Origin of the sequence: Muricoccus harenae (genome assembly GCF_009848505.1) — a bacterium.
GTDB classification, from domain to species: domain Bacteria; phylum Pseudomonadota; class Alphaproteobacteria; order Acetobacterales; family Acetobacteraceae; genus Roseomonas; species Roseomonas harenae.
This window is the reverse complement of sequence record NZ_WWDL01000018.1, coordinates 49,991-74,953: the sequence shown is the minus strand read 5'-3', so window position 1 is coordinate 74,953 and position 24,963 is coordinate 49,991. Positions and strand designations below refer to the sequence as shown.

At 68.2% G+C, this 24,963-nt stretch carries 26 protein-coding genes; 12 read left to right on the top strand and 14 right to left on the bottom strand.

Annotated elements, in window-relative coordinates:
- Positions 1 to 103: 103 nt before the first annotated feature.
- The 4 genes from GSE44_RS14210 (at position 104) to flgH (ending at position 3,384) form a co-directional block, all read left to right on the top strand.
- Positions 104 to 832, top strand: coding sequence for a flagellar hook-basal body complex protein (locus tag GSE44_RS14210; protein WP_268893658.1), 729 nt, complete (start codon positions 104 to 106; stop codon positions 830 to 832).
- Positions 833 to 897: 65 nt separating this feature from the next.
- Positions 898 to 1,683 carry a flagellar basal-body rod protein FlgG gene (flgG, locus tag GSE44_RS14205; protein ID WP_159349487.1) on the top strand — a complete coding sequence of 262 codons (786 nt, stop codon included), beginning with the start codon at positions 898 to 900 and terminating at the stop codon, positions 1,681 to 1,683.
- A 10-nt stretch (positions 1,684 to 1,693) separates the two neighbouring features.
- Entirely contained in the window at positions 1,694 to 2,638 is a 945-nt protein-coding gene (gene flgA, locus GSE44_RS14200; protein WP_159349486.1) for a flagellar basal body P-ring formation chaperone FlgA, read from the top strand.
- Positions 2,639 to 2,649: 11 nt separating this feature from the next.
- Positions 2,650 to 3,384 carry a flagellar basal body L-ring protein FlgH gene (gene flgH, locus GSE44_RS14195; RefSeq protein ID WP_159349485.1) on the top strand — a complete coding sequence of 245 codons (735 nt, stop codon included), beginning with the start codon at positions 2,650 to 2,652 and terminating at the stop codon, positions 3,382 to 3,384.
- 59 nt (positions 3,385 to 3,443) lie between these two features.
- Here flgH and GSE44_RS14190 read toward each other — a convergent pair whose 3' ends face one another.
- Positions 3,444 to 3,635: a CsbD family protein gene (locus GSE44_RS14190; RefSeq protein ID WP_328799081.1), complete on the bottom strand. Its 192-nt coding sequence runs from the start codon at positions 3,633 to 3,635 to the stop codon at positions 3,444 to 3,446.
- Between the two features lie 119 nt (positions 3,636 to 3,754).
- Between GSE44_RS14190 and GSE44_RS14185 the strand changes: the two genes are divergently transcribed.
- A complete protein-coding gene (locus tag GSE44_RS14185) occupies positions 3,755 to 4,297 on the top strand; it encodes an SOS response-associated peptidase (RefSeq protein ID WP_235924807.1) in 543 nt (180 codons plus the stop codon).
- 188 nt (positions 4,298 to 4,485) lie between these two features.
- On the opposite strand, the gene uraH is transcribed toward GSE44_RS14185, so the two are convergent.
- Both uraH and GSE44_RS14175 read right to left on the bottom strand, forming a co-directional pair.
- Complete coding sequence (gene uraH / locus GSE44_RS14180) at positions 4,486 to 4,833, bottom strand: hydroxyisourate hydrolase (protein ID WP_159349484.1); 348 nt, start codon at positions 4,831 to 4,833, stop codon at positions 4,486 to 4,488.
- Positions 4,830 to 6,308, bottom strand: a complete 1,479-nt coding sequence (locus GSE44_RS14175; protein WP_159349483.1) for a SidA/IucD/PvdA family monooxygenase — start codon at positions 6,306 to 6,308, stop codon at positions 4,830 to 4,832. Before GSE44_RS14175 ends, uraH begins: the two co-directional genes overlap by 4 nt.
- Positions 6,309 to 6,451: 143 nt before the next feature.
- Between GSE44_RS14175 and GSE44_RS14170 the strand changes: the two genes are divergently transcribed.
- Positions 6,452 to 7,720, top strand: coding sequence for a M20 family metallo-hydrolase (locus GSE44_RS14170; protein ID WP_159349482.1), 1,269 nt, complete (start codon positions 6,452 to 6,454; stop codon positions 7,718 to 7,720).
- A 63-nt stretch (positions 7,721 to 7,783) separates the two neighbouring features.
- Here the strand turns inward: GSE44_RS14170 and greB are convergent, their stop codons facing one another.
- The 3 genes from greB to thrS form a co-directional block, all read right to left on the bottom strand.
- Positions 7,784 to 8,299 carry a transcription elongation factor GreB gene (gene greB / locus GSE44_RS14165; protein WP_159349481.1) on the bottom strand — a complete coding sequence of 172 codons (516 nt, stop codon included), beginning with the start codon at positions 8,297 to 8,299 and terminating at the stop codon, positions 7,784 to 7,786.
- A 95-nt stretch (positions 8,300 to 8,394) separates the two neighbouring features.
- Positions 8,395 to 8,919: a translation initiation factor IF-3 gene (infC, locus tag GSE44_RS14160; RefSeq protein WP_159349480.1), complete on the bottom strand. Its 525-nt coding sequence runs from the start codon at positions 8,917 to 8,919 to the stop codon at positions 8,395 to 8,397.
- 129 nt (positions 8,920 to 9,048) lie between these two features.
- Positions 9,049 to 11,016: a threonine--tRNA ligase gene (thrS, locus tag GSE44_RS14155; RefSeq protein ID WP_159349479.1), complete on the bottom strand. Its 1,968-nt coding sequence runs from the start codon at positions 11,014 to 11,016 to the stop codon at positions 9,049 to 9,051.
- A 222-nt stretch (positions 11,017 to 11,238) separates the two neighbouring features.
- Here thrS and GSE44_RS14150 point away from each other — a divergent pair, with 222 nt between their 5' ends.
- On the top strand, positions 11,239 to 11,796 hold the full coding sequence (locus tag GSE44_RS14150) for an NADPH-dependent FMN reductase (protein WP_159349478.1): 558 nt from the start codon (positions 11,239 to 11,241) through the stop codon (positions 11,794 to 11,796).
- A 24-nt stretch (positions 11,797 to 11,820) separates the two neighbouring features.
- On the opposite strand, the gene purU is transcribed toward GSE44_RS14150, so the two are convergent.
- From purU to GSE44_RS14135, 3 genes are all read right to left on the bottom strand, one after another.
- A complete protein-coding gene (purU, locus tag GSE44_RS14145; protein WP_159349477.1) occupies positions 11,821 to 12,699 on the bottom strand; it encodes a formyltetrahydrofolate deformylase in 879 nt (292 codons plus the stop codon).
- 139 nt (positions 12,700 to 12,838) lie between these two features.
- Positions 12,839 to 13,270, bottom strand: coding sequence for a CBS domain-containing protein (locus GSE44_RS14140; protein WP_159349476.1), 432 nt, complete (start codon positions 13,268 to 13,270; stop codon positions 12,839 to 12,841).
- Between the two features lie 179 nt (positions 13,271 to 13,449).
- Positions 13,450 to 15,234, bottom strand: a complete 1,785-nt coding sequence (locus GSE44_RS14135; RefSeq protein ID WP_159349475.1) for a glucan ABC transporter ATP-binding protein/ permease — start codon at positions 15,232 to 15,234, stop codon at positions 13,450 to 13,452.
- A gap of 266 nt (positions 15,235 to 15,500) precedes the next feature.
- On the opposite strand from GSE44_RS14135, the gene GSE44_RS14130 reads away from it, so the two are divergent.
- Both GSE44_RS14130 and GSE44_RS14125 read left to right on the top strand, forming a co-directional pair.
- Positions 15,501 to 16,505, top strand: a complete 1,005-nt coding sequence (locus tag GSE44_RS14130; protein ID WP_235924806.1) for a Bug family tripartite tricarboxylate transporter substrate binding protein — start codon at positions 15,501 to 15,503, stop codon at positions 16,503 to 16,505.
- A gap of 5 nt (positions 16,506 to 16,510) precedes the next feature.
- Entirely contained in the window at positions 16,511 to 17,494 is a 984-nt protein-coding gene (locus GSE44_RS14125; protein ID WP_159349473.1) for a Bug family tripartite tricarboxylate transporter substrate binding protein, read from the top strand.
- 18 nt (positions 17,495 to 17,512) lie between these two features.
- Here the strand turns inward: GSE44_RS14125 and GSE44_RS14120 are convergent, their stop codons facing one another.
- Entirely contained in the window at positions 17,513 to 18,178 is a 666-nt protein-coding gene (locus GSE44_RS14120) for a glutathione S-transferase (protein WP_159349472.1), read from the bottom strand.
- Between the two features lie 352 nt (positions 18,179 to 18,530).
- Between GSE44_RS14120 and GSE44_RS14115 the strand changes: the two genes are divergently transcribed.
- Positions 18,531 to 19,760: a polyhydroxyalkanoate depolymerase gene (locus GSE44_RS14115; protein WP_159349471.1), complete on the top strand. Its 1,230-nt coding sequence runs from the start codon at positions 18,531 to 18,533 to the stop codon at positions 19,758 to 19,760.
- Here GSE44_RS14115 and GSE44_RS14110 read toward each other — a convergent pair.
- Entirely contained in the window at positions 19,757 to 20,041 is a 285-nt protein-coding gene (locus tag GSE44_RS14110; protein ID WP_159349470.1) for a hypothetical protein, read from the bottom strand. The two genes, GSE44_RS14115 and GSE44_RS14110, sit on opposite strands and share 4 nt — an antisense overlap.
- 56 nt (positions 20,042 to 20,097) lie before the next feature.
- A complete protein-coding gene (locus GSE44_RS14105) occupies positions 20,098 to 20,313 on the bottom strand; it encodes a hypothetical protein (RefSeq protein ID WP_159349469.1) in 216 nt (71 codons plus the stop codon).
- Between the two features lie 399 nt (positions 20,314 to 20,712).
- On the opposite strand from GSE44_RS14105, the gene GSE44_RS14100 reads away from it, so the two are divergent.
- Positions 20,713 to 21,510: an alpha/beta fold hydrolase gene (locus GSE44_RS14100; RefSeq protein WP_159349468.1), complete on the top strand. Its 798-nt coding sequence runs from the start codon at positions 20,713 to 20,715 to the stop codon at positions 21,508 to 21,510.
- Positions 21,507 to 22,520, top strand: coding sequence for a Bug family tripartite tricarboxylate transporter substrate binding protein (locus GSE44_RS14095; protein WP_159349467.1), 1,014 nt, complete (start codon positions 21,507 to 21,509; stop codon positions 22,518 to 22,520). The genes GSE44_RS14100 and GSE44_RS14095 overlap by 4 nt, the downstream gene beginning before the upstream one ends.
- Positions 22,521 to 22,537: 17 nt before the next feature.
- Here the strand turns inward: GSE44_RS14095 and GSE44_RS14090 are convergent, their stop codons facing one another.
- On the bottom strand, positions 22,538 to 23,998 hold the full coding sequence (locus GSE44_RS14090; RefSeq protein WP_159349466.1) for a M81 family metallopeptidase: 1,461 nt from the start codon (positions 23,996 to 23,998) through the stop codon (positions 22,538 to 22,540).
- A gap of 68 nt (positions 23,999 to 24,066) precedes the next feature.
- Positions 24,067 to 24,963 carry a KPN_02809 family neutral zinc metallopeptidase gene (gene ypfJ / locus GSE44_RS14085; protein ID WP_159349465.1) on the bottom strand — a complete coding sequence of 299 codons (897 nt, stop codon included), beginning with the start codon at positions 24,961 to 24,963 and terminating at the stop codon, positions 24,067 to 24,069.

Genomic DNA, 24,963 nt, shown 5'->3' with positions numbered 1-24,963 from the left:
GCGGGTTGCGCAAACACTTCCGCAACCATGGCGCCGCAGACTGGCGAACCGGATGCAGAAGGCACACGGCGCGGAGGGATGAACTGATGGACATTGCGGCTACATAGCCCTCTCGCGGCTGGTGACGCAGAATTGCGCGACGGCTGTGCTCGCCCACAACATGGCGAATGCGGAAACCCCCGGCTTCCGCGCCACGCGCTCCGTCTTCGGCGAGTATCTCGAACGCCAGCGGGATTTGCGCGCCCTGCCCGGTGGCGAGTCCGTGCATTTCTCGCAGGACCGCGCCACCTGGCGCGACGAGGCGCCTGGTCCGGTCCAGACCACCGGCAATCCGCTCGACATCGCCATTTCCGGTGATGGCCTCTTCACTGTCCAGACTCCGCGCGGCGAGCGCTACACCCGCGCCGGTCGCTTCTCACTCGGCCCGGGTGGGGGGATCCTGGACATGGAAGGCAACGCCCTGCTCGACACAGCGGGCAACCCTCTCCGCGTCGCTCCCACGGACACGCGCCTGACCATACGCGGTGACGGCACGCTCTCCAGCGAGAATGGGGAGATCGGCCGGATCCGCATCGTCCGCTTCGCCGAGCCGCAGCGCATGCAGGCGGAGGGCGACCGCTTGCTGGCCGCTGGAAACGGCCAGGCCCCGGAGGCCATCGAGCGTCCCGCCCTCGTCCAGGGAGCTGTGGAGGGCAGCAATGTGCGCCCCGTCCTGGAGATGACGCGCCTTACCGCCGAAATGCGGGAATTCCAGTTCATGGCGCAATTCGCGGAGAAGGAGGGCGAACGCCTCTCCAGCGCCGTCGAGCGCATCCTGCGGAAGCGTGGCTGATGCGCGCGCGCCACCTGCACCACCACGGAACAGTCCGGCCCTCGCCGGCGATCGGAGCTTAGCCCATGCGCGCCCTTTGGACCGCCGGCACGGGCATGATGGCCCAGCAGACCAATGTCGAGGTCATCTCCAACAACATCGCCAATATGAGCACCACGGGCTTCAAGCGCCGCCGCGCGGAGTTCCAGGACCTCATGTACCAGAACATGCGCCGCGTCGGCTCGCAGTCCTCCGACACCGGCACCACACTGCCGTCGGGTGCGCAGGTCGGCCTCGGCGTCCGCACGGCCGGCGTCTACCGCATCCACGAGCAGGGCAGCCTGCAGCAGACGGAGAACAAGTTCGACGTTGCCATCCGCGGCAACGGCTTCCTCCAGGTCCAGCTTCCCTCCGGCGAAACCGCCTATACCCGGGACGGCACGCTCGGCCTCTCGCCGGAAGGCGTGGTCGTCACCGCCGAGGGCTATCCCGTGATGCCCGGCATCACCATCCCTGCGAATGCGCGGGATGTAACGATCAACGGCAATGGCGAAGTGCTGGTGAAGATCGACGGACAGGTGGCCCCGCAGAATGTCGGCCAGTTCCAGCTCGCCGTCTTCGCGAATGAGGGTGGGCTTGAGGCGGTCGGTGACAACCTCCTCATGGCCTCCCCCTCCTCAGGTGCCGCGCAGCAGGGCGCGGCCGGCGCACCTGGCTACGGCAATGTCATGCAGGGCTTCATCGAGACCTCCAACGTGAATGTCGTGCAGGAGATCACCAGCCTCATTACCGCCCAGCGCGCCTATGAGATGAACAGCAAGGTCATCACCGCGAGCGACGAGATGCTCAACACGCTCGCGCGGCTGCGCTGAGGAGGCGGGGATGATGCGCTTCGTCCTTGCCCTGCTGCTCCTTGTAACCCTGCTCTGCCAGGGGGCGCGCGCCGATCTTGCCCTCCTCCGCCCGCATGCGGTGGTGGAGGACGCCGCCATCCGCCTTTCGGACCTGTTCGACAATGCCGGGCAAAATGCCGGGCGTGTCGTTGGCCCCGCCCCCGCGCCAGGACGGCGCGTGGTGGTGGAGCCGGCCCAGCTCTTCGCCATTGCACGTGCGAACGGCTTGGCTTGGCGCCCCCTCACCGCCGCCGACACGGTGGTGGTGGAGCGCCCGGGCCGCAGCGTGCCGCGCGAGGAAGTGCTGGACCTCCTTCGCGGCGATCTCGGCCGCATGGGCCTGGACCCTGAGGCAGAGCTGGAACTGCCCGGCTTCCAGCCGCCTATGGTCCCGTTCGCCGCCTTCACGCAACTCGCGCTCGAGCAGCCAGCCTTCGAACCCGCGACGAACCGATTCTCCGCCACGCTGGTCGTGGTGGCGGAAGGCATGCCCACCCTGCGCCTCCGCCTCGCCGGCCGCGGCGTCGCCACCGCAGCCGTGGTGATCGCGACCCGCCGCATGGCGCTGGGCGAAGTGGTGGGCCCCGCCGATCTTCGCCTCGTCCGTCAGCGTGCCGAGCGGGTTCGCCCCGGCCTTGCCACGGATCCTGGTCAGGTCGTCGGCCGGGCGCTGCGCCGCCCGGTCGCGAGCAATCTCCCCTTCGCGCTGAACGACCTCACCCTGCCCACCGTCATCGAGAAGAACGCCATGGTCACCATGCTGATGGAGGGCCCCGGCCTCAGCATGACGGCGCAGGGCCGCGCCATGGCCAGCGCGGCGCGCGGGGAGGTCGTGCCCGTGATGAACCTCGCCTCCCGCTCCGTCATCGAAGGTCAGGCCATCGGCCCCGGCCGCGTGCGCGTCGCCTTCGGCAGCGCCCCGGTCAGCCGCTGAAGGCGGCCGGCATGCGTATCGTCCTGCTTCTCCTGCCGCTTCTGCTCGCGCATTGCGGCACGGCGGAACGCCTCTCCCGCATCGGCCGCGCGCCCGAGATGGCCCCCATCGCCGATCCGACGCGCAGCCCTGGCTACCAGCCCGTCTCCATGCCGATGCCGGCGCCGCAGGATGCGCGGAACCTCTCCGCCAACAGCCTCTGGCGCCCAGGCAGCCGCACCTTCCTGCGAGACCAGCGCGCGGCCAGCGTCGGAGACCTGATCACCATCCTCGTCTCCATCAAGGACACGGCGGATCTATCGAACAGCACCGAGCGCTCCCGCGATAATTCCGAGAATATGGGAATCCCTCGCCTGCTTGGCCTCGATTCCTCCTACACGCGCTTCCTCGCCGAAGGCATCGACCCGTCACGACTCGTCGAGGCCTCTTCCGCCAACACCTCCGCCGGCAACGGCCGCATCCAGCGGAACGAGGCGGTGACGTTGCGCATCGCCGCCACCGTCACGCAGGTGCTGCCCAACGGCAATCTCGTCGTGGGGGGAAGGCAACAGGTGCGCGTGAACCACGAAATGCGGGACCTCAACATCGCCGGCATCATCCGCCCGCAGGACATCGCCAGCGACAATACAGTGCAGCATGACCGGCTGGCAGAAACGCGCATCGCCTATGGCGGACGCGGCACGGTCAGTGACGTGCAGCAGCCCCGCTACGGGCAGCAGGTTCTGGATGCGATCCTGCCCTTCTGACATGCGAAAAGGGCGGGCCGCCCGCAAGCAGCCCGCCCCGCTCATACCAGGATGGCGGCTCAGTTCTTGTCGAGAACCTCGCGGGCCTTGTCCTTCACGCCACCGGCGGCGTTCTGGACCTTGCCCTCTGCGCGCTTGGCCGCACCCTCGGCCTCCATCTTCGTGTCGCCGATCGCCGCGCCCACGTTCTCCTTCACGGCACCACCGGCCTGCTTCAGGGAACCCTCAACGCGGTCCTTATCGATCGCCATGGCGTCTCTCCTTTCCAACTTGCTCTGGGTTAAGAACGTGGGCAGGCAAGCCGGGTTGCCGGGGCGCTGGGCCGCCCAACATGACCGATTGCAACGGAGCGGCGGGGCGGGGACGGCGGATGTGTGGGCGATATTTCCTCCAGCGTGATCCGGCCGGGCTGGCTAACTATTACGGCACGCCCGCCACCAACCCCATGCCGAACTTCGCCCCCAACTGGAACATGGCGCCCACGCAGGACGGCGTCGTGCTGCGCCGTAATCCGCAGACCGGCCACCGCCAGCTGGACCTGCTGCGCTGGGGCCTCGTGCCGCATTGGGCGAAGGATGCGAAAGGTGGCGCGCGGCTGATCAATGCGCGGGCCGATGGCGTCGCGCAGAAGCCTTCCTTCCGAGAGGCCTTCGCCAAGCGCCGCTGCCTCGTCCCGGCCGACGGCTTCTACGAATGGCTTTCGCCGAAGGAGGCCCGCCCGCGGGACCCGAAGCAGCCCTTCGCGGTTGCCTTGGCGAGCGGCGAGCCGATGACTTTCGCCGGCATCTGGGAAGGCTGGAAGGATCCCGACGGCAGTTGGCTTCGCACCTATTCCATCATCACCACCGAGGCGAATCCGAAGCAGGCGCCGCTGCACCACCGAATGCCCGTAATCCTGCCGCGCGAAGCCTAGCCTGCCTGGCTGGGCGAAGCCGAGGTCGAGCCCGAAGGATTGCTCGACCTGCTTCGCCCCTGCCCGCCCGAATGGTTGGCTTGCTGGCCCGTGAGCAAGCGCGCCAATAAGGTCGCGGAGAACGATGCCGATCTCATCCGCCCCGACCCGGCGGTTGACGCCCCCGCTGGGCTGAACGACCCCTCGCCCTACGAACCGCGATAGGTGGAATAGGCCCAGGGCGAGCAGAGCAGCGGCACATGGTAATGCCCCGCGCCCGCCTGCAGCCCGACATTCAGCGCGACCACGCCGAGGAAACCGGGATCGCCGTTGCGTGAAGCGAAATATGCACCCACGTCGAAACGCAACTCATACCGCCCCGCCGCAAACTCTTCCGGTGGCAGCAGCAACTCGTCGGTGCGTCCATCTGCATTGGTCACCGCGCGCCGCAACAGCACCGGCGACGCATCTATGCGCCACAGCTCCACCGACATTCCCTCAGCCGGCACGCCATTCGCGGTGTCCAGCACATGGGTGGAAAGTGCCGAGGCCTTCATTCCGCTACCGCCGCAAGTTCCTGCCGGATTTCGCTCGTCAGCTCATGCTCGTCGTAGCGCAGCAGGCTTTCCAGATGCTGCCCTGCATCCTCCAGCCAAAGCCGCCGGCAGATCCCGTCCACCAGCCGCGCCGTCCCATATTTCATCCCGCTGATCGTCGCCCCCGACAGCCCCATCGACGCTGTGGAGCCGTAGTTGATCATATGCACATGGGCGAGGAACGGCGCCGCCCCGGGCGCCTTCTCCCGCATCGAGAAATCATCCCGCAGATAAGGGCAGGCTCCCAGCGCCGGGAACTCCAGCCCCGCTGGCGGCGTGTACACATCGCGCCACAGCAGAATCTGCTCCGCGAAGGGCGCCAGCTCCGGCCGCAGCGACAGATCGAAGGCCGTCCCCGTGCCGATGATCACGTGATCTCCCCGGTGCTCCCCGCGCGGCGTCGTCACCACCACCTCGCCGCCTTCCTCCCGCGCGCCGGACACCGGGCTGCCCATATGCAGCTCGAAGCGCGGATCGTCGCAGACGCGGTTCCAGGATTCCTGCGGCGGCGGCTGGTTCAGCGCGAAGATGTGTTGCATGAACCGCCAGCGCATCGCATCCGGCATCGCATAGACCTGCCCGAGAAAGCCCGACTGCTCCATCCAGCGGAAGGGATTCACCCGCGGCATCCGCGCCCGCCGGACCAGCATGATGCCCTGCGCCGCCCCAGCCTCAAGCGCCGTCGCCAGATTGTCGAAGGCCGAGGCCCCGGCTCCCACCACCAGCACCCGCTTCCCCGCCAGCGCCGCGAAATCCACCGGGCCGGAGGTATGCGAAACCCGCCCGGTGGGAAGCGCATCGAAGGGCGCCGGGATTGCCCAGCCGCCCATCCCGTCCATGCCCGTCGCCAGGATCAGCTTCCGGGCGCGCACCACCAGCTCGCCCTCGTCTGTGCCGAACACCAGCTCCAGCGGCTCGCTCACCCCGGTTCGCCCGATCCGCAGCAACCGATGCCGATGCGCCACCGGCAGATTCAGCACCGCCTCCACCCAATCCAGGTAGCGCTGCCAATCCACGCGCCCGATCTTGTGCAGCGCCTCCCAGGCCGCCGCGCCGTCGCGCGCCGTGAAATAGGCCCGCGGCGTCAGCGCCGGGATGCCCAGGTCCGGCCCGGTCACATGCTTCTGGGTCCGAAGCGTCCGCATCCGCGCGAAGGTTGTCCAGACCCCTGTCCCGCCCTTCGGCGCGGCATCGAAGACCCGGACCCGCTCCACCCGCTCCCGCAGCAGCCCGAAGGCGGTCACCAGCCCCGTCTGCCCCGCACCGATGATCGCGACATCCAGCACCCCCTCCCCGCGGGAGGGCACCCAGGGATGCCGCGGGTAATCCAGCAGTTCGAGCTGCCGCCTGGCCTCCTCGGCCAGCCGCGCCAAAGCCTGCTCAAAGGGCGCCTCTTCGGAGCCCGGCTGAGGGGAAGCGGAGATGTCATCCGGCATGAATGCGTCCCGGGCAGTTCCAAGGACCGGAGTGGTAGCACGCGCCATGCCGCCCCGGCCCAGGTCCTGCACAGCCCCCCCGCTTGATCTCCACCTTCCGCCCATCGCAAATGCGGAACGCCCGACCGCCGGAAGGACCAAGCATGAGTGCCAGCACCTCCCCCAATCTGATCGCGGCCGTGGACGAGGCCCGCCAGTGGAACCGGCTGATGGAGATGGCGAAGCTCGGCGCCATCACCGGCTCCGACGGCGAACCCGGCGTGAACCGCGCCTGCCTCACCCCGCTGGACCGGGAAGCGCGTCGCCTCCTCATCTCATGGGCCGAGAAGCTCGGCCTCACTGCCTCGGTGGACGAGATCGGCAACCTCTTCCTTCGCCATGAGGGCACGGAGGCCGACGCCGCCCCTATCCTCACCGGCAGCCACATGGACACCCAGCCGAGTGGCGGCCGCTTCGACGGCATCTGGGGCGTCATCGCGGGGCTGGAGGCCGTGCAGGCCATCCGCGAGGCAGGCATCGCCACCCGCCGCCCGATCGAGGTTGTGGCCTGGACGAATGAGGAAGGCGGCCGCTTCGCCCCGGGCTGCATGGGCAGCATGGCCTATTCGCGCTTAAAGCCCTCCACCACCTGGGACGGGGTCGCGGACCCCGAGGGCATCACCTTCCGCGCCGCCCTCGACGCGCATTTGAAGGAGGAGGCCGACCTTCCCCGCCGCCCGCTCGGCGGCAAGCCCTTCGCCTATGTAGAGGCCCATATCGAGCAGGGCCCCCGCCTTGAGGTCGAGGAGAAGGACATCGGCGTCGTCACTGGCATCCAGGGCAGCCGCTGGTTCATCGTGGAGCTGCGCGGCGAAACGGCCCATGCCGGCACCGCTCCCCTCTCCCTCCGCCGCGACGCGGTGCAGGACATGCTCCGGGCCATCACCGCCCTCAACGCCCTGATGACCGACCCGACCGACGTGCTCCGCTTCACCGTCGGCCGTATCGAGGTCTTCCCTAACACCTCCAACTCCGTTGCCGACCTGGTCCGCTTCACCATCGACTTCCGCCACCCGGACAAGGAGCTGCTGATCACCAACGGGGACGCCATCGAGCCCACCATCCGCAGCGCCATCAAAAACTGCGACGTCACCGTCACCGAGCGCTTCCATGCCCTGCCGGTGGAGTTCGACGCCCTCGTCACCGATGCGGTGGAGGATGCCGCCAAGGCCCAGGGCCTCTCCAGCATCCGCCTTCCCAGCGGCGCCTTCCATGACGCCCAGTTCATGGTGCCCATCTGCCCGACGGGTATGATCTTCGTGCCCTGCCGGAAGGGCATCAGCCACAACCCGGCGGAGTATTCGACCTCAGGGCAGCTTGCGGCGGGGGCGCGGGTGCTGGCGGCCACCCTGGTGGAGCTGGCGAACAGGTAGCACCGGGAGGCCTTGCCTCCCGAGCCATCCGCCGGGAGGCGAACGCGCCGCCGGACCCAGCGGTCAGTTTTCGGGGTATCTTATGGCGGTGATCTCGACGGAACTCGGGCCGGCGGGGGTGCGGACGGTCACCTCGTCGCCGACCCGGGCCCGCAGCATGGCCAGCGCCATGGGCGATCCGATGCTGATCTTGCCCGCAGCCAAATTGGCCTCGTCCACGCCGACAATGGTAACCGTCACCTCCTGATCCCGCTCATTCAGATAGGTGACGGTCGCGCCAAAGAAGACGCGGTCCCGCTGCGCCTGCGCCGCCGGGTCCACCACCTCGGCCTGCTTCAGCCGCTGCCCGAGATAGCGCAGCCGCCGGTCAATTTCGCGCAGCCGGCGCTTGCCTTCCTTGTAGTCGGCATTTTCGCTCCGGTCGCCGTTACCAGCCGCCCAGGCCACGATCTCGACCACCCGGTGCCGCTCTGCCTTGGCCGTCTCATACTCGGCCTTGAGAGCCGCCTCGCCCGCTGGGGTCATGTAGAACTTGCCGCCGGGCAGCCTCGGAAGGCTCCCCTCCTCGTCCTCGTCCATCGCTCCGCTTCCTTGCGATACGCCCCGCAAGCCACAAAAAAGCCGGCGCCCCTGTCGGGGCCGCCGGCCTTCCGGATCCGGTTCGGGCGAAAGCCCTATTTCGGTGCGAGCACCATGATCATCTGGCGATTTTCCAGCCGGGGCATGGATTCCACCTTCACGGCCTCGGCCATTTCGTTGCGGATCCGCTCCAGAACCTTCACGCCCAGATCCTGGTGGGCCATCTCGCGGCCGCGGAAGCGCAGGGTCACCTTCACCTTGTCGCCTTCTTCGATGAAGCTCTTCATCTGCCTCATCTTCACTTCGTAGTCGTGGTCGTCGATATTCGGACGAACCTTGATTTCCTTGATCTCGACGACCTTCTGGCGCTTGCGCGCCTCGTTGGCCTTCTTCTGCTGCTCGTACTTAAACTTGCCGAAATCGGTGATCTTGCACACCGGGGGCTCGGCGTTCGGGCTGATCTCAAGCAGGTCCATGCCGACGTCATAGGCGCGCGCGAGGGCATCGCGTGCGCTCATCACGCCAAGCATCTCCCCGTCCTGGTCGATCAACCGGACCTGGGCGGCGCGAATCTCCTCGTTCACCCGCGGTCCGTCGCGGGTCGGGAGTGTATTGGGCATCGGGCCTCGGGCCAGGGTAGTCTCCTGTCGTGGTGGTAACGGTGGCTTTATGGTGCGCGGTAGCGGCGTCTGCAACCGCTACGCATCAAGGTCAAGCCAGTTTTCGAATCCGGTCTGACCCCGGAAAGATCAGGCAGCTGCCTCGGCCGGGGCCAAAATAGGCGCCCCCTGGCGGTCCGGCGGTGCCGCCTCGGACAGCATCCGGGCGATGGCATCGGCCAGTGGCAGGGTTTCCTGCTCCCGTCCGGGCAGGCGGCGCAATACAAGATTGCGCTCCTCTGCCTCACGCCGCCCGACCACTGCGAGGATCGGCACCCGGGCCTCGATATGCTCGGCGACCTTGCGGTTGATCTTCTCGTTCCGGATGTCGACGGAAACCGCCAGCCCGGCCGCCCGCATGGCCTCGGCGACCTCCTCGGCATAGGGCGCGGCATCGTCGACGATGCTTGCCACCACCACCTGCACGGGGGCCAGCCAGAGTGGGAAGCGCCCGGCATGCTCCTCGATCAGGATGCCCAGGAAGCGCTCGAAGGATCCCAGGATGGCGCGGTGCAGCATGACCGGGCGGTGCTTCGCCCCGTCCTCGCCCACATATTCGGCGTCGAGCCGCTCCGGCAGCACGAAGTCCACCTGGAGGGTGCCGCATTGCCAGTCGCGGCCGATGGCATCCCGCAGCACGAATTCCAGCTTCGGGCCGTAGAACGCGCCCTCCCCGGGGTTCAGCTCGTATTCCACCCCGGCCGTCGCGCAGGCCTCGCGCAGCGCGCCCTCGGCCCGGTCCCAGGTGGCATCGTCGCCAGCCCGCTTCGCCGGACGATCGCTGAACTTCACCCGGAAGGACTGGAAGCCGAAATCCCGGTAGATCGAGGAGAGCAGCTCCACGAAACGCACCGTCTCCGAGGCGATCTGGTCCTCGGTGCAGAAGATATGCGCATCGTCCTGGGTGAAGGCCCGGACGCGCATGATCCCGTGCAGCGCTCCGCTCGGCTCATACCGATGGCAGGCCCCGAACTCGGCCATGCGCCAGGGAAGCTGCCGGTAGCTCCGGATGCCCTGGTTGAAGATCTGCACATGGCAGGGGCAGTTCATCGGCTTGAGGGCGAGAACCCGGTCCTTCTCGGACTCATCCTCGACCGTCGCGATGAACATGCTCTCCCGGAACTTCTCCCAGTGGCCGGACTCGATCCAGAGCTTCCGGTCCAGAAGCTGGGGCGTCTTCACCTCGTCATAGCCGGCGGCATCCAGCCGGCGGCGCATGTAGTCCTCCACCGTCCGGTAGAGGCGCCAGCCCTTGGGATGCCAGAAGATCGAGCCCGTTGCCTCCTCCTGGAGGTGGAACAGGTCCATCTCCCGGCCGATCTTGCGATGGTCCCGCTTTTCCGCCTCCTCCAGCTGGTGGAGATGCGCGTCCAGCTCCTTCTGGTCGCGCCAGGCCGTGCCGTAGATGCGGGACAGCACTGGGTTGCGGTGGTCGCCGCGCCAATAGGCCCCGGCCACCTTCATCAGCTTGAAGGCCGTCCCGACATCGCCGGTCCCGCGCATATGCGGCCCGCGGCACAGGTCCAGCCAGTCGCCCTGGCGGTAGATCGAGATCGTCTCGCTTTCCGGCAGGTCCCGGATCAGCTCCGCCTTGAACCGCTCGCCCTTGCCCTCGAAGAAGGCGATCGCCTCCTCGCGCGGCCATTCCTCGCGCACGAAGGACGCGTTTCGGGCCACGATCTCCCGCATCTTCGCCTCGATCGCCGGGAAATCCTCGGGCGTGAAGGGGGCGTTGCGGGAGAAGTCGTAATAGAAGCCATTCTCGATTGCGGGGCCGATCGTCACCTGCGTGCCCGGGAACAGCTCCTGCACCGCCTCGGCCAGCACATGGGCGGCATCATGCCGGATCATCCCCAGAGCCTCGGGGTCCTTCCGCGTGACGAAGCGCAGCCGCGCATCCGCATCGATGGGGACGGAAAGGTCGCGCAGCACCCCGTCCACCTCCATTGCCAGGGCCGCCTTCGCCAGCCCCGGACCGATGGACGCGGCCACGGTCGTGCCAGTCACAGGACCGTCGAAGGATCGAACGGAACCGTCGGGCAGCGTGATCGCGGGCATGGGGGCGCATGGGCCTTTCGCAGGGGTTTTCGGGGCTTCGCGATGTGTCGCGAAGGGCCGGGAGCGATGGCACCCGCCCTGGCCAAGGTCAAGCGCGGGCTGGTCGGGGCAGCCTCCCACGCTCCTCGGATCCCATAATCCGTACCGAAGCCTAGGTCCGAAAGCCTTGTGCCGGCCCTCACCCACGCGCCTAAACTCGCCCACCCCGGTGGAGCATGCTGCATGACGAGACTGATCGGCCTCTCCGGAAGCCTGCGCCGCGCGTCCCTCAACACCGCCCTGCTCCGCGCTGCCGCAGGAATGATGCCGGAGGGATCGACGCTGGAGGTCCACACCCTCCATGGCATCCCCCTCTATGACGGCGACCTGGAGGCCGCGGAGGGCATCCCTGCCGCCGTCACCGTCCTGAAGGAGGTGATCGCCGGCTCCCAGGGCCTGCTCCTCGTCACCCCCGAGTACAACAACGCCATGCCCGGCGTGTTCAAGAACGCCATCGACTGGCTGAGCCGCCCGGGGGCCGACATCCCCCGGGTCTTCGGGGGCAAGCCGGTGGCGGTGATCGGGGCCTCGCCCGGCGGCTTCGGCACCATCCTCGCCCAGCATGCCTGGCTGCCCGTGCTCCGCACCCTCGGCACCGCCTCCTGGTTCGGCGGCCACCTCATGGTCTCCCGCGCCGGCAGTGCCTTCGATCCGGAAGGCGTCCTGACCGACCCCAAGGTCCAGGCGCAGCTCCGCGCCTTCCTTGAGGACTTCGTAGCCTTCAGCAGCGGGCGCGGCTGAAGGCGGAACGCCCGCGGGCGCCGCTCAGTCCCGGAACACCACCGTCCGGAACCCGTTCAGCAGCACCCGGTCCTCCAACTGCCAGAGCAACGCGCGGGAGAGCACCCGCCGTTCGATGTCCCGCCCCTGGCGGACCAGATCGTCTGGCGTGTCGTTATGGCTGATGCGTTCCACGTCCTGCTCAATGATCGGCCCCTCATCCAAGTCAGCGGTTACGAAATGGGCGGTGGCTCCGATCAGCTTCACCCCGCGCGCATGCGCCTGATGATAGGGCTTCGCGCCCTTGAAGCCCGGCAGGAAGGAGTGGTGGATATTGATGCAGCGCCCCGCCAGCTTCGCCGCAAGCCCATCCGAAAGCACCTGCATGTAGCGGGCGAGGACCACCAGTTCCGCCCCCGTCTCGCGGATCACGCGCCAGACTTCCGCCTCCTGCTCCAGCTTGGTCTGCTTCGTCACCGGCAGATAGTGGAAGGGCACGCCGGTGAAATCCAGGTGCTGGTAGGTCTCGAGCGGATGGTTCGAGATGATGCCGGTCAGCTCCATCGGCAGCTCCCCCAGGCGCCAGCGGTAGAGGATATCGGCCAGGCAGTGGTCGAACTTCGAGACGAGAACGATGACCTTCCGCTTCTCGGCTCGGTCCCGCAGGGCCCACTGCATCGAGAAGCGCTCGCCCACCGCCTCCAGCCCGGCGCGCAGGGCGGCTACGTCCAGCCGGTCCTCCGGATGGTCCAGCGTGATGCGCGCGAAGAAGCGGTGGCTCTCCACGTCGTCATATTGCTGCGCCTCGCGGATATTGCCGCCATGCTCGAAGATGCAGGTGGCCACCGCGGCCACGATACCCGGGCGGTTCGGGCAGGACAGGGTCAGGACGTGCTCGGGCCTGGGCTTGGATATTTCGGGCATGGCGGACTCGCGTCTGTCGCTGCCGGCGGAGCGGCATCGCCTGTGCCTCTGCCATCATGGACGCCGCCCGGCCAGCCCCCGCCCGCGCGGAAGCGCCCGCCGCCTAGCCGGGGTCGCCGATCCCTTGCCGCCGAGCGGCCTAGCTGGCCACCACGTAGTCCCGCAGCGCCGCCGCCTCGCCCACCGCCTCGTCGATCCGCGCCTTCACCAGGTCGCCGATCGAGACGATTCCGCGCAGCGTCTCGCCCTCCAGCACCGGCAGATGCCGCACCCGCCGGTCGGTCATCATCTCCAGCGCCCGGGTGATCGGCGTATCGAGGGTGACGGTGTGGAGCACACGCGTCATCACGTCCGAGGCTACCAGCCCGTCCACCGAGCCCTCATCCTCCGCCAGTGCCCGCACGACGTCCCGCTCGGACAGGATGCCGAGGATCGGCCCCTCTCCACTCCGCACCAGCACGGCGCCGACGCGGTGGCGGACCAGGGTGCGCGCCACCTCTACCAGCGCCAACTCCGGCGCCACGCTCACCACGGCGGATCCCTTCCCCCGCAGGATGGTCGAAATCGTCATGACGCCCTCCACCGGCCTGTCATTTCGATAATCTGGCAGCCGCGCCGGGGTCACTCACAAGCGGAAAGCGCCACGCTCACCCTGGCTTGAACGGAAGCCAGGGCACACGCCTCCCACGGGAACATCCGGTGAGGCGGAAGGCAGGGCCGGTGGCGGCCAGAGGCGGCCGGGGGGGCGCCTCAGGCTGCCTCGGCGGCGGCGGCCTGCTTCGCCTCCGCGCCGGAAAGCTGGGTCCGCACCAGTTCCGCGAAACGGCCGCCCAGCGCCACCAGCTCCTCGAAGCTGCCGCGTTCCACGATCCGCCCCTGCTCGAAGACCAGGATCTCGTCGGCATCCCGGATCGTCGAAAGCCGGTGCGCGATGATGAAGGTGGTCCGCCCGGCCATCAGTGCCTTCAGAGCCTTCTGCACCCGCGCCTCGGTCGCCGCGTCCAGCGCGCTGGTCGCCTCGTCCAGGATCAGGATCGGCGGGTCCTTCAACAGCGCCCGCGCGATGGACAGCCGCTGCTTCTGCCCACCCGAGAGGGTGGTGCCCCGCTCCCCCACCATGGTGTCGTAGCCCTGGGGCTGGCGGGTGATGAAGTCATGCGCCTCCGCCATGCGGCAGGCATGCTCGATCTGATCCTGGGTGGCGTCGGGCCGCCCGATCAGTAGGTTCTCGCGGATGGTGCGGTTGAACAGCATGGCGTCCTGGAACACCACGCCGACATTGCGCCGAAGGCTCTCGAGCTTGATGTCGCGCAGGTTGTGCCCGTCGATCGTGATGCGCCCGCTCACCGGATCCCACAGACGCTGGAGCAGCGACATGGCGGTGGACTTGCCCGCGCCGGTTTGGCCAACCAGCGCCACGGTCTTCCCGGGCGCCGCCTCGAAGCTCACGTCGTTCAGGATCAGCCCGCCGCCCGGATAGCCGAAGGCGACCTTGTCGAAGGCCACCGCCCCCTGCACCCGTGGCAAGTCGATGGCGTCCAGGCGATCCGGCACCGAGCTGCGCGCATCCAGCACGGAGAATACCTCCCGCAGCCCGGGCACCTGCATCAGCAGCCGCGAGACGAAGCCCACCGCTCCTTCCAGCCGCCCGATCAGCATGGTGGCGAAGCCCATGAAGGACACAATCTCGCCGACGGATGCCTGGCCTCTCATGTGCAGCCAGGTGCCCAGGATAAAGATGGTGATGACGCTGATGGTGCTGGCCGAGCGCGTCAGGACGGACACCACCGCCCACCAGTTCAGCACCGGGAACTGGTGGTCCAGCACCTGCCGCATGATGTCGCCGAACAGCTTCGCCTCGGCCGCCATGCGGGTGAAGGACTGCACCACCACGACATTGGACAGCGCGTCCTGCGCATTGCCCGCGAGCTGCGTCTGCAGCCCCTCCACGGTCTCCTGCGCCTCCTGCGTGCGGCTGACCACGAAGGCGGCCACCGCGCAGAACACGACCACGAGGACCAGCAGCACGATGGCCAGTCGCCAGTTCATCAGGAAGGTCAGCGGCAGCAGCACCAGCATGGTGATGAAGGTGGTGAGGTGCTCGCGGAAGAAGGACAGCCATATCCCGAACAGGTGGTCCGTTCCCACCAGCATGATCTTCATCAGCCGGCCGGACTGCGTGTCGCCATGGAAGGAGAGCGGCATGGCCAGCACATGCTGGAAGTAACGGTGCATCACCGCCAGCCGGTTCCGGTGCGCCATGCGGTCTGACAACAGACTGACCGCCACATTCGCCGCGATCCCCGTGAGCCCGACGGCGCCCCAGACCACGAGCAGCGACACGGCCTGGCGCCACACCTCGTCCTCCGGGAGCCGGTCCGCCCCCGAGAGCACGTCCACCACCCGTCCAAACAGCACCGGCTCCAGGAATTGCAGCCCTGCCACCGCGAGCGAGGCGAGAGCCAAACCGATCGCCACCCACTTGTCCGGGGCAAGAAGCCCCAGCACGCGGGCGTAGGTTTGGAGAAAGCCCATGCTGATCCCGATCCTCACCAGCCACAACCAAACCGGCCCGTATTCCGGAGCCCGCGGCCCGGCTCCACCCGCAACGCCTCAGCCCGGGGCGGGATGCAGGCGAGGATGCACGGCATCCGATGCGGCGCGCCAGAGGTGACGGCAGGGGATGGAGCGCCGATGCGCGCCCCTTGCAAGCGGCGCGACGCTGCGGCAGGAAGTCTGATCGCTCCGCGATTCCTCACACAGGGCAAAAGACCCCGCCGCGGAGACAACGGAGGATGTCCATGACCCTGTCGCGCCGCACGGCCCTCGCCGTGCCCTTCGCCGCCACCCTCTCCACGGCCCTTTCCAGCACTGCCCGTGCCCAGGGCTCATGGCCTGCCCGCCCCGTCCGCGTCGTCGTCCCCTTCACGCCGGCCGGCACGACGGATGTCGTAGCCCGCATCCTGTGCGAGCGCCTGCAGGCCCGTCTCGGCCAGCCCTTCACCGTTGAGAACCGAGCCGGCGCCGGCGGCAATGTCGGCTCCGATTATGTCTCGAAGGCGGAGCCCGACGGTTACACCTTCCTGATGCAGACCATATCGAGCGGGGCCATCAACTACACCCTTTACGGCGACCGCATGCCTTATAAGCCGGAGGACCTCGCCGAGGTCGGGCTGGTCATCCGCGTGCCCAACGTCATCTTCGTCACGAATTCGCTGCCCGTTCGCACGTTGCAGGAGCTGGTGGCCTATGCGAAGGCCAACCCGAACAAACTCAACATCGGCTCCTCGGGCGCCGGCACCTCCCTCCATGTCACCGGTGAGTTGCTGAAGATGGAAGCGGGCATCAACATGACGCATGTTCCCTTCCGTGGCGCCGGCCCGATGTTGGCCGAGGTGATGGCCGGGCGCGTCGAGGTGGCCGTGGACAACCTGCCATCCGTCATCGGCCATCTCCGGGATGGCCGCTTGCGCCCCCTCGCCGTCACCACCAAGGAGCGCACCCCCGCCCTGCCGGACTGCCCGACCACCGCAGAGGCCGGGCTACCGGGCGTGGAGGCCACCGCTTGGTTCGGCGTCCAGGCCCCCGCCCGTACCCCCCGCGCGATCATCGAGCGCCTCGGCGCCGAGATCGACGCGGTCGTTAAGGAACCCGCAACCAAAGCCCGATTTGCGGACTTGGGCGGGATGATGCCTGGCCTGACCCCGGATGGCGGTACCACGCCTGACACCTTCACTGCCTTTGTGCGGGCCGAAACCCGCAAGTGGGGCGATGTGGTCCGGAAGTCCGGCGCAACAGTGGAGTAGTCTGAATGACGTTTGGTAACATCACCCGCCGCAGCACGCTGCTGGCGGTGCCCGCACTCGCCGCGCCGGCGACGCTGCGGGCACAGCCGGCCTATCCCAGCCGCTCAATCCGCATGGTCGTCCCCTTCCCGGCGGGCGGCGCAACGGACCTGACGGCGCGTGTGGTGGCGGAGCGGATGAATGTCCTGCTCGGCCAGCCGGTGGTGATCGACAACCGCCCCGGCGCCGGCGGCAATCTTGGCGCGGACATGGTCGCGAAGGCTGATCCCGACGGGTACACCCTGCTCACCTGCACGATCGGCACGGCCAGCATCAACCAGTTTCTCTACACGCGCCTGCCTTATGACCCCATGAAGGACCTGACCAGCATCGCGCTGATCAACGAGGTGGCGAACGGCATCGTCGTTCCCGCCAACTCCCCCTTCAAGACCCTGCAGGACGTGCTGGCGGCGGCCAAGGGCAAGCCCGGCCAGCTGAACTACGGCACCCCGGGCAACGGTACCTCCGGTCATCTCTGCGGCGAGTACCTGAAGACCAAGGCCGGCGTGAACCTCACCCATGTGCCCTATCGCGGCACCTCTCAGATCATCCCGGACGTCCTCGCGGGCCGGGTGGAGGTCGCGATCGACAACCTCCCTGGCTACCTGCCGCATATTGAGGCGGGCCGCATGCGCTGCCTTGCCGTCACCTCCGCGAACCGCTGGTTCAACCTGCGCGATATCCCCACGGTAAAGGAGTCCGGCATTCCGGACTTCGAGGCCGTGGCATGGTTCGGTTTCCAGGCCCCCGCCAAGGTGCCGCGCCCGATCATCGACAAGCTCGCCCAGACCGTGACCGGCATCGTCGCCGAGCCCGCCATTGCGGAACGGCTGCGCGAGATCGGCAGCAGCCCGAAGCCCCTCGGCCCGGCCGAGTTCGACCGCTACATCACCGCCGAGAACGACAAGTGGCGCGATGTGGTTAAGGCTGCCGGCGCCAAGCTCGACTGACGCTGGCGGAGGCGACGCCTAGAACTCCGCCTCCACCTCCAGCTCATGGATCGGCGGCTCGGGCTCCTCCTGGGCCGCCGCGATCCATTCCGCCATGGGTGCCCATTCCATGATCGTCTGGGCATAGGCCGCGCAGGCGCCATCCAGCTTCACATCATAGGTAAGAAAGCGCGTCACCACCGGCGCATACATCGCATCCGCCATGCAGGGCCGCTCCCCGAACAGCCAGGGCCCCTTCCATGTGCCGAGGCAGTCCCGCCAGATCTGCAGGATGCGCTCGATATCCGCTTGCGGTCCGGACCAGATGCGGAAGCCCGGCCGGTGCGCCCGCAGGTTCATCGGCAGCGAGGCCCGCAAGGCGTGGAACCCGGAATGCATCTCCCCCGCGATTGAGCGGCAGCGGGCGCGCGCGGTCGGATCCCCGGGATAGAGCCCCGCCGCCGGCCGGATCTCCGCCAGGTATTCCGCAATGGCCATGGTGTCCCAAACCCGCAACTCGCCATGGATGAGGCAGGGGATGCGGATCGATGAGGCCTGCATCAGGAGCTCCGCCCGCGCGGCCTCGTCCTGGAGGTTCACGACCTCCACCCGGAAATCCAGGCCGGCCAGCCGCGCGAGCAGGAAGCCCCTGAGCGACCAGGAGGAGTAGTTGCGGCTGCTGATGAGGAGGCGGGCCTGATCCATTGCGTTCCTGTCCCCTTGGGCCCCGTTCGCCGGGTCCTTCCCTGAACCAGCCGGCGCCCCGGGGCGCCCTGTCCCCGGCCAGCCTTGGCGCAGAGCGAAGCATGTTCCATGCCCTGATACGCCCCAACTTGGCGCCGCCCGCAGCCGCGCGCCAGCCCCGAAGCTGCCCTCGGGCCATCCGCCGTGCAACCCGGCCCTTGCACCCCTGCCCTGCTACCCACGCGGCGCCGGTCGGGATGAGGGACCGTTGACCAAGCAGGCCGGATTAACCACCATGCGACACTGTGATCACAACCCTGCCCGGCCCGGGCCGTTCAAGTTCCATGCTGCTGAACCGACTGCCACAAACCGCATGATCTATAGCCTCTGGCAGACGCAGCAGGACTTGCAGTTCCCGATGCGAGCCTTCGCTGAGAGCGCGGGCCGCATCCTGCGCCAATGGGAGTCGGTGACGGCTGCCATGCCGCTGGCCGCCCCCTATATTCGCCGCGCGAGTGCCGCCTTCGAGCTGATTGCCCGCGCCAGGACCACCCATGCCCGTCCGAATTACGGCTTCACCACCACCCGCGTCGGCAACCACGATGTCGAGGTGACGGAGGAGGTGGTCGACGAAACCCCCTTCGCCACCCTGCTCCGCTTCGCGAAGGACACGCCGGTCCAGCAGCCCCGCGTGCTGGTGGTGGCCCCCATGTCCGGCCATTTCTCCACCCTGCTCCGAGGCACGGTGGAGGTGCTGCTGCCCGACCACGACGTCTATATCACCGACTGGATCAACGCCCGGGACGTCCCGCTCTCTGCCGGTGAATTCGCCTTCGACGATTTCACCGACCACATCATCCGCTTCCTTGAGGTGATGGGCCCCGGCAGCCATGTGCTCGCCGTCTGCCAGCCCGCGCCCGCAACCCTCGCCGCGGTGGCAGTGATGGCCGAGGACCGCAACCGGGCCACACCCGCCAGCATGACCCTGATGGCGGGCCCGATCGACACGCGGATCAGCCCGACCACGGTGAATGACCTCGCGCAGTCGAAGCCGATCGAGTGGTTCGAGCGGAACCTCATCGGCACAGTGCCAGCCCGCTATGCCGGCGCCGGCCGCCGCGTCTATCCCGGCGCCATCCAGCTCCAGGCCTTCATGTCGATGAACATCGGCCGCCACCTGAAGGCGCACCGGACCCAATACGACAACATCGTCGCCGGGGACTTCGAGAGTGCCGAGGCCCACCGCCGCTTCTACGATGAGTATTTCGCGGTGATGGACCTGCCTGCCGCCTACTACCTCGAAACCGTGCAACGGATCTTCCAGGAGCACGACCTCCCGCGCGGCCAGCTCATGCACCGCGGCCGCCGCGTCCGCCCCGAGGCCATTCGCCGCACCGCCCTTCTCACGGTGGAGGGTGAGCGCGACGATATCTGCGCCATCGGCCAGACCATGGCGGCGCTGGACCTCTGCCCCAACATCCCGCTTGCCAACCGCCACCACCATCTGCAGACGGGCGTCGGCCATTACGGCGTCTTCAGCGGCCGCCGCTGGGCCAGCGAGGTCTATCCGAAAGTTCGCGCGATGATTGAGGCGAACAGCTAGGCGGGTTCGCCATTCACCAGGACGGGTGTGCCGACCACATCCTGACTTCCTTCTGACACGCCCTCGGCGGGAAGGGCGGCCGCTGGGGCATCCTTCCCATGCCGGCCATCCACGGCGGCGATGCAGCGCGCGAGGAGCTCGAGCGTCTCCTCCCGGTATTTACCCTTCGCGCCTACTGCGGCACCGAAGATCACCGGCTTTCGCTCAGCCATCATGATCTTCGCCAGCAGCTTCAAGGCGACTTCTTCGCGCGTTTCGGGATAACGGATGCGGCCTGCCATGCTGTCGTCCCCTTTCATGAGCCTTGAATGGACGCCGCCCGGACCAGCCGGCGGCGTCAGGTCAGCCGGTTGTGCAACCTGTTGTGGCGGTTGCCGCTGACCGCGTCGATGCAGAGCGCGTAGAGATCCAGCACTTCGTCGCGCGTGATCGTCGTCGCACCGGACTCGGTCGGGCTGGGAAGGAAGCTCTTTCGCTCAGCCGTCATGATCTTCTCCATGAGCCTGAAGGCAACGGCTTCTGGCGTCACGGCATTCTTTACGGTTTCCGACATCAGTCTGCTGCGTTCCTCAAGCCTGCAATGGGGACGGGACCTCAGCGACGCATTCCCTGTGCATAGGAGCACGGAGAAGGTGCAGCGGAATTCCGTCAGCGTTGACACTGATCCGGAGATTACATTCTTCCTCCCGTGAGCGTCGACTACCCCGAGCGTCGGATACGGTGCCTGCCGACTGAACTCTCGTAAAGCCACGCAGCTGTGAACGACAGAATTTCGGTTTCGAAATGATGCGTTAATCGTGGCGGAATTCGGGCATTTACACCCTTTCGGCGAGTGCCCCTCCAGCACTTTCGCGTTGGCTGACCCGGCTCTTGTCGCCCATTTCCGAATCCACCTCGAAACTTGGCCCGCTTCCTGCAAACTCCGCGGTCCGAACAAGCCACCAGGCCCTACATGCCCTTCGCCCATCGTGACGAATGCGACCTCTACTACGAAGTTCACGGCTCTGGCCCGCCACTCGTGCTCGCCTCCGGCCTCGGCGGCACGAGCAGCTGGTGGGCGCCGCAGGTCGCGCGCTACGCGCAGGAATTTACCACCCTCATCTTTGACCAGCGCGGCACCGGCCAATCCTCCCGCGTGCCGGTCGCCTCCGTCGAACAGATGTCGGCAGACCTGGTCGCAATCCTCGATGCCGCCGGCCTCGACCGTGTGCATCTACTCGGGCACTCCACGGGCGGCGCCATCGGCACGGCCACCGCACTGGACCACCCCTCCCGCATCGCCTCGCTGATGATTTATGCCAGCACCACCTGCGGCGACGCCTATCGCCACCGCGTGCTCGGCCTGCGTCGCATGCTCATGGAGCGCGTGGGGATGGACGCCTATGCGCGCTACACCACCCTGCTGCTCTACCCGCCCTACTGGATCAACGCGAACGACGCCCGCATTGCCGCGGAGGAGGCAGCGGCCGCCGCCTCGCTCGGCAGCGCCGCGGTGCAGGGCAGCCGGCTCGACGCCATCCTCGCCTTCGACCGCCGTGCCGAATACGGCCGCCTGGACATCCCCGTCCGCATCCTCTGCACGGAGGACGACATCCTCACCCCCCGCTACTTCTCCGAGGAAATGGCCCAGCTGATTCCTGGCGCGACGGCCATCTACCCGCCGCGCGGCGGCCACGCCTTCTCCCGCACCGAACCGGCCCTCTTCGACGAGATCGCCCTCCCCTTCTTCCGCGAGGTCAGCCGCGCATGACCGCCTCCATCCGACGCAGCCTCCTCCTCGGCGGCGCCCTGGTGTCCCTCGGCTTTCCGCGCCTTGCCCGTGCCCAGCCGAGCACCCGACCCGGCGCCGGCGAAGCCGGCTGGGCCCCAAGCCGCCCGGTCCGCATCGTGGTCCCCTTCCCGCCCGGCGGCAGCGCCGATGTCCAGGCGCGGATGATCGCCCAACACCTCTCCCCCGCCCTCGGCCAGCCCGTGGTGATCGAGAACCGCCCTGGCGCTGGCGGCAGCATCGGCGCGGTCGAGGTCGCCCGCTCCGCACCCGACGGCCACACCCTCTTCATGGCCACGACCGGAACCCAGTCGGCTAACCAGTTCCTCTATTCGAACCTAGCCTATGACCCGGAGAAGGACCTCGCCCCCATCTCCCTGGTCACCTACTACCCGCAGGCGGTGGTTGCCGGCGCCTGGCTGCAGGACCGCAGCCTGCCCGGCCTCGTCGCCGCCCTGAAGGCCATGCCGCAGCCCGCCACTTACGGCTCCTCCGGCAGCGGCTCCCCCACCCATCTGGCCGGCGCGCTCTTCGCCCGCAGCACGGGCGTGACGCTCACCCATGTTCCCTATCGTGGCCAGGGCCCGGCGCTGAACGACCTGACGGCAGGGCTGATCCAGCTCATGTTCCCCTCGGTCGCCGATGTCCTCGGCCAGCTCCGCGGCGGTCCCCTCTCCGCCGTCGCCGTGATGAATCCCACCCGCATGTCCGTGGTGCCCGAGGTCCCCACCACCGCCGAGGGCGGCTATCCGGGCCTCGATAGTGCCATCTGGACCGGCCTCTACACCCGGGCAGGCACGCCCCGCCCCGCCGTGGCCCGCCTCAACACGGAGGTCGTCCGCATCCTCGCCATGCCGGAGGTGCGCGACCGCCTCGTCGCGGCGGGCTTCGAGGTTCGGCCCGGCACGCCCGAGGCGCTGGGCAACTTCCAGGCGGAGGAAAGCCGGCGCTGGGGCGCGCTGATCCGCGAGACGGGCGCAAGGGCGGACTGAATCCGCCGCCGCTCCCTTCAGCCGGGCTGAAGCCAAGCCTTCGGGACGTGGCGGAAGGGAAGCGCGGCGAGGTCCAGTGAGGCGGGACCGGGGCAGTCGCATTCCAAGATCATCGAGCACCGCTCGGCGAAGGCGGCGCGGAAATGGTTTTTCCCCTTATTCGCCATCAGCCGCGTGGCGCCCAAGTCGATCCCATGCAGCGAGAAGAAGGCCGGATCCACCGCCGCCTCCTTCTTCGTCGTCACGATTACCCGCAGCGCGTCCGACCGCAGCACCGCCGTCGGCCCGAGATCGACCGGCGCCCCCCGCTCCATCGGCCCCTCATTCACGAAGCGCCCATCCGTCAGCCGCTCCACCACCCCCGAGAAGGGCACCGGCGGACCGAAGGCCTCCGTCACCTGCGCGGCCAGGGCCCGCTCGAGGCGCCCGCCCACCCCGGCAGAAGCCGCGGCCTGCACGGCCGCCGGATCGTTCAGGAAGGCGAACACCGTCGGCACCGGCGGCGGGTTCTGCACAAGAACCCGCAGCAGCCCGGGCGTATCCGCGATCCCGCCGGAGAACGGATTATCCGCCGGGTCCAGCAGCGCCACGAGGCCGGGCGGCCCTTTCAGGGCCAGCGCCAGGCCTTCCTCCGGCGAGGGCGAGAAAACGGCGAACCGCCCCCGCCGCGCCTCGATCGCCGCCGCGATCCGCTCCGCCGCAGCCCGCACAGCCCCGGCATCCGAGGCCCAGGCCATGCCCGAGGGCCCTGCATGCGGGCTGTCCCCCCAGGCGAAGCCGCCGAAGGGAAAGGCTTCGCAAACCGCCCCTTCCTCCAGCTCCGCCGCCAGCGCCCAGACCTCGGCCATCGGCCCCTCGGCCGAACGCATGTTCAGCGACTGCAGGACAAAGGGCCGCTTCGCCACCGCCCCATGCAGCACGGCACCACCGCCGATCCGCCGCTCCAGCATGTCCAGCGCCCGGGCTCCGGCCACGTCCATGTCCACATGTGGATAGGTGCGATAGGCGCTCGCGCCATCGAGCAGCGTGGCCGCCTCCTCCGCCATGTTCGCATGGAAATCGAAGGAGGCCGTCACCGGCACGTCCCGCCCCACCGCTGACCGCACCGCCCGCAGGATGGTCAAATCTGCCTCAGGATCGGATTCCGTGACGCAGGCCCCGTGCAGCGACAGATACACCCCGTCGAAGCCGCCCGCCCGCAGCGCCGGCATCACCTCCCCCATCCAGGCCTCGAACACCTCATCCGTCATCGGCCCGCCGGGCTGGGCGCTCGCGCAGCGCAACACCGTCGCGGACCAGCCCGGATGCTTTGCCAGGAAGGACGCGACCGCCCCCATCTCCATGGCGGTCCCGGCATAGCGACCGAGAACCTCCTCACCCGCGATCCACTCACGGGAGAGGAAGGCATCCATCCCGGTTGGGATGGGCGTGAAGGAATTCCCCTCGAACCAGAGACGGGCGACGGCGATCTTCGGCATGCCGCCAGTAGACCCTGCCTAACCGACGCCTGACCAGACCCCGCTCGGCCATGCCTGACTCAGCAAGGCTATCCCTCGAAAGTGTCGCACTGGCGAATGTCGCCGCTCTCCAGCCCGCGCCGGAACCAGCGCGTGCGCTGCTGCGCGCTGCCATGGGTGAAGCTTTCTGGCCGAATGCGCCCGCCGGTCACCCGGTCGTCGCCCACCGCGGCGGCGGCGTTCAGCCCCTCCTCGATATCGCCCTGCTCCAGGATGTTCCGCGCCCGCTGCGCCTGGTTCGCCCACATCCCGGCCAGGCAATCCGCCTGCAACTCCACCCGCACCTGCAACTGGTTGCGCTCCGCCGCCGAGGCCCGCGCCTGTAGTTGCTGCACCCGCGGCAGCACGCCAAGCAGGTTCTGCACGTGATGCCCGACCTCATGCGCGACGATATAGGCCGCGGCGAAATCCCCCGTGGCCCCCAGCTGCTGCTGCAGCCGCGCCATGAATTCTAGGTCGATGTAAACACGTTGGTCGTTCGGGCAGTAGAAGGGCCCCGTCTGCGCCTGGGCCGCGCCGCAGCCCGATTGCGTGGCGCCTGAGAACAGCACCAGCACCGGTTCTTCATACTGCCGTCCCAGCTGGCGGAACTGCTGGTTCCAAACCTGCTCCGTCTCGCCCAGCACCTGTGCGATGAAGCGCCGCCCGGCATCCTCGCTGCGATCCGCCTGCTGCGGCGCCCGCGCCTGGCCTTGGCCCTGATCGAATCGCCGCTCCTGCGGCGCCGGCCGGGGCTCCATCTCGCCTCCGCCCAGCAGCACCGAAGGATCGACCCCGAAGAGCAGCGCCACCACCAGCAGCACCACCCCGCCTATCCCACCTACGGCGATCCCGCCGCCGCGCCGGCCGCCGCCACCGAAACCGCCGAAGCCACCTCCGCCACGGCGATCCTCGACATTCTGGCTTTCCGGACCGTCGAGGCGCAT

Coding starts and splice junctions, on each gene's coding strand:
- flgG (WP_159349487.1), top strand. CDS start 898: ATGCGCGCCCTTTGGACCGCCGGCACGGGCATGATGGCCCAGCAGACC.
- flgA (WP_159349486.1), top strand. CDS start 1,694: ATGATGCGCTTCGTCCTTGCCCTGCTGCTCCTTGTAACCCTGCTCTGC.
- flgH (WP_159349485.1), top strand. CDS start 2,650: ATGCGTATCGTCCTGCTTCTCCTGCCGCTTCTGCTCGCGCATTGCGGC.
- GSE44_RS14190 (WP_328799081.1), bottom strand. CDS start 3,635: ATGGCGATCGATAAGGACCGCGTTGAGGGTTCCCTGAAGCAGGCCGGT.
- GSE44_RS14185 (WP_235924807.1), top strand. CDS start 3,755: ATGTGTGGGCGATATTTCCTCCAGCGTGATCCGGCCGGGCTGGCTAAC.
- uraH (WP_159349484.1), bottom strand. CDS start 4,833: ATGAAGGCCTCGGCACTTTCCACCCATGTGCTGGACACCGCGAATGGC.
- GSE44_RS14175 (WP_159349483.1), bottom strand. CDS start 6,308: ATGCCGGATGACATCTCCGCTTCCCCTCAGCCGGGCTCCGAAGAGGCG.
- GSE44_RS14170 (WP_159349482.1), top strand. CDS start 6,452: ATGAGTGCCAGCACCTCCCCCAATCTGATCGCGGCCGTGGACGAGGCC.
- greB (WP_159349481.1), bottom strand. CDS start 8,299: ATGGACGAGGACGAGGAGGGGAGCCTTCCGAGGCTGCCCGGCGGCAAG.
- infC (WP_159349480.1), bottom strand. CDS start 8,919: ATGCCCAATACACTCCCGACCCGCGACGGACCGCGGGTGAACGAGGAG.
- thrS (WP_159349479.1), bottom strand. CDS start 11,016: ATGCCCGCGATCACGCTGCCCGACGGTTCCGTTCGATCCTTCGACGGT.
- GSE44_RS14150 (WP_159349478.1), top strand. CDS start 11,239: ATGACGAGACTGATCGGCCTCTCCGGAAGCCTGCGCCGCGCGTCCCTC.
- purU (WP_159349477.1), bottom strand. CDS start 12,699: ATGCCCGAAATATCCAAGCCCAGGCCCGAGCACGTCCTGACCCTGTCC.
- GSE44_RS14140 (WP_159349476.1), bottom strand. CDS start 13,270: ATGACGATTTCGACCATCCTGCGGGGGAAGGGATCCGCCGTGGTGAGC.
- GSE44_RS14135 (WP_159349475.1), bottom strand. CDS start 15,234: ATGGGCTTTCTCCAAACCTACGCCCGCGTGCTGGGGCTTCTTGCCCCG.
- GSE44_RS14130 (WP_235924806.1), top strand. CDS start 15,501: ATGACCCTGTCGCGCCGCACGGCCCTCGCCGTGCCCTTCGCCGCCACC.
- GSE44_RS14125 (WP_159349473.1), top strand. CDS start 16,511: ATGACGTTTGGTAACATCACCCGCCGCAGCACGCTGCTGGCGGTGCCC.
- GSE44_RS14120 (WP_159349472.1), bottom strand. CDS start 18,178: ATGGATCAGGCCCGCCTCCTCATCAGCAGCCGCAACTACTCCTCCTGG.
- GSE44_RS14115 (WP_159349471.1), top strand. CDS start 18,531: ATGATCTATAGCCTCTGGCAGACGCAGCAGGACTTGCAGTTCCCGATG.
- GSE44_RS14110 (WP_159349470.1), bottom strand. CDS start 20,041: ATGGCAGGCCGCATCCGTTATCCCGAAACGCGCGAAGAAGTCGCCTTG.
- GSE44_RS14105 (WP_159349469.1), bottom strand. CDS start 20,313: ATGTCGGAAACCGTAAAGAATGCCGTGACGCCAGAAGCCGTTGCCTTC.
- GSE44_RS14100 (WP_159349468.1), top strand. CDS start 20,713: ATGCCCTTCGCCCATCGTGACGAATGCGACCTCTACTACGAAGTTCAC.
- GSE44_RS14095 (WP_159349467.1), top strand. CDS start 21,507: ATGACCGCCTCCATCCGACGCAGCCTCCTCCTCGGCGGCGCCCTGGTG.
- GSE44_RS14090 (WP_159349466.1), bottom strand. CDS start 23,998: ATGCCGAAGATCGCCGTCGCCCGTCTCTGGTTCGAGGGGAATTCCTTC.
- ypfJ (WP_159349465.1), bottom strand. CDS start 24,963: ATGCGCCTCGACGGTCCGGAAAGCCAGAATGTCGAGGATCGCCGTGGC.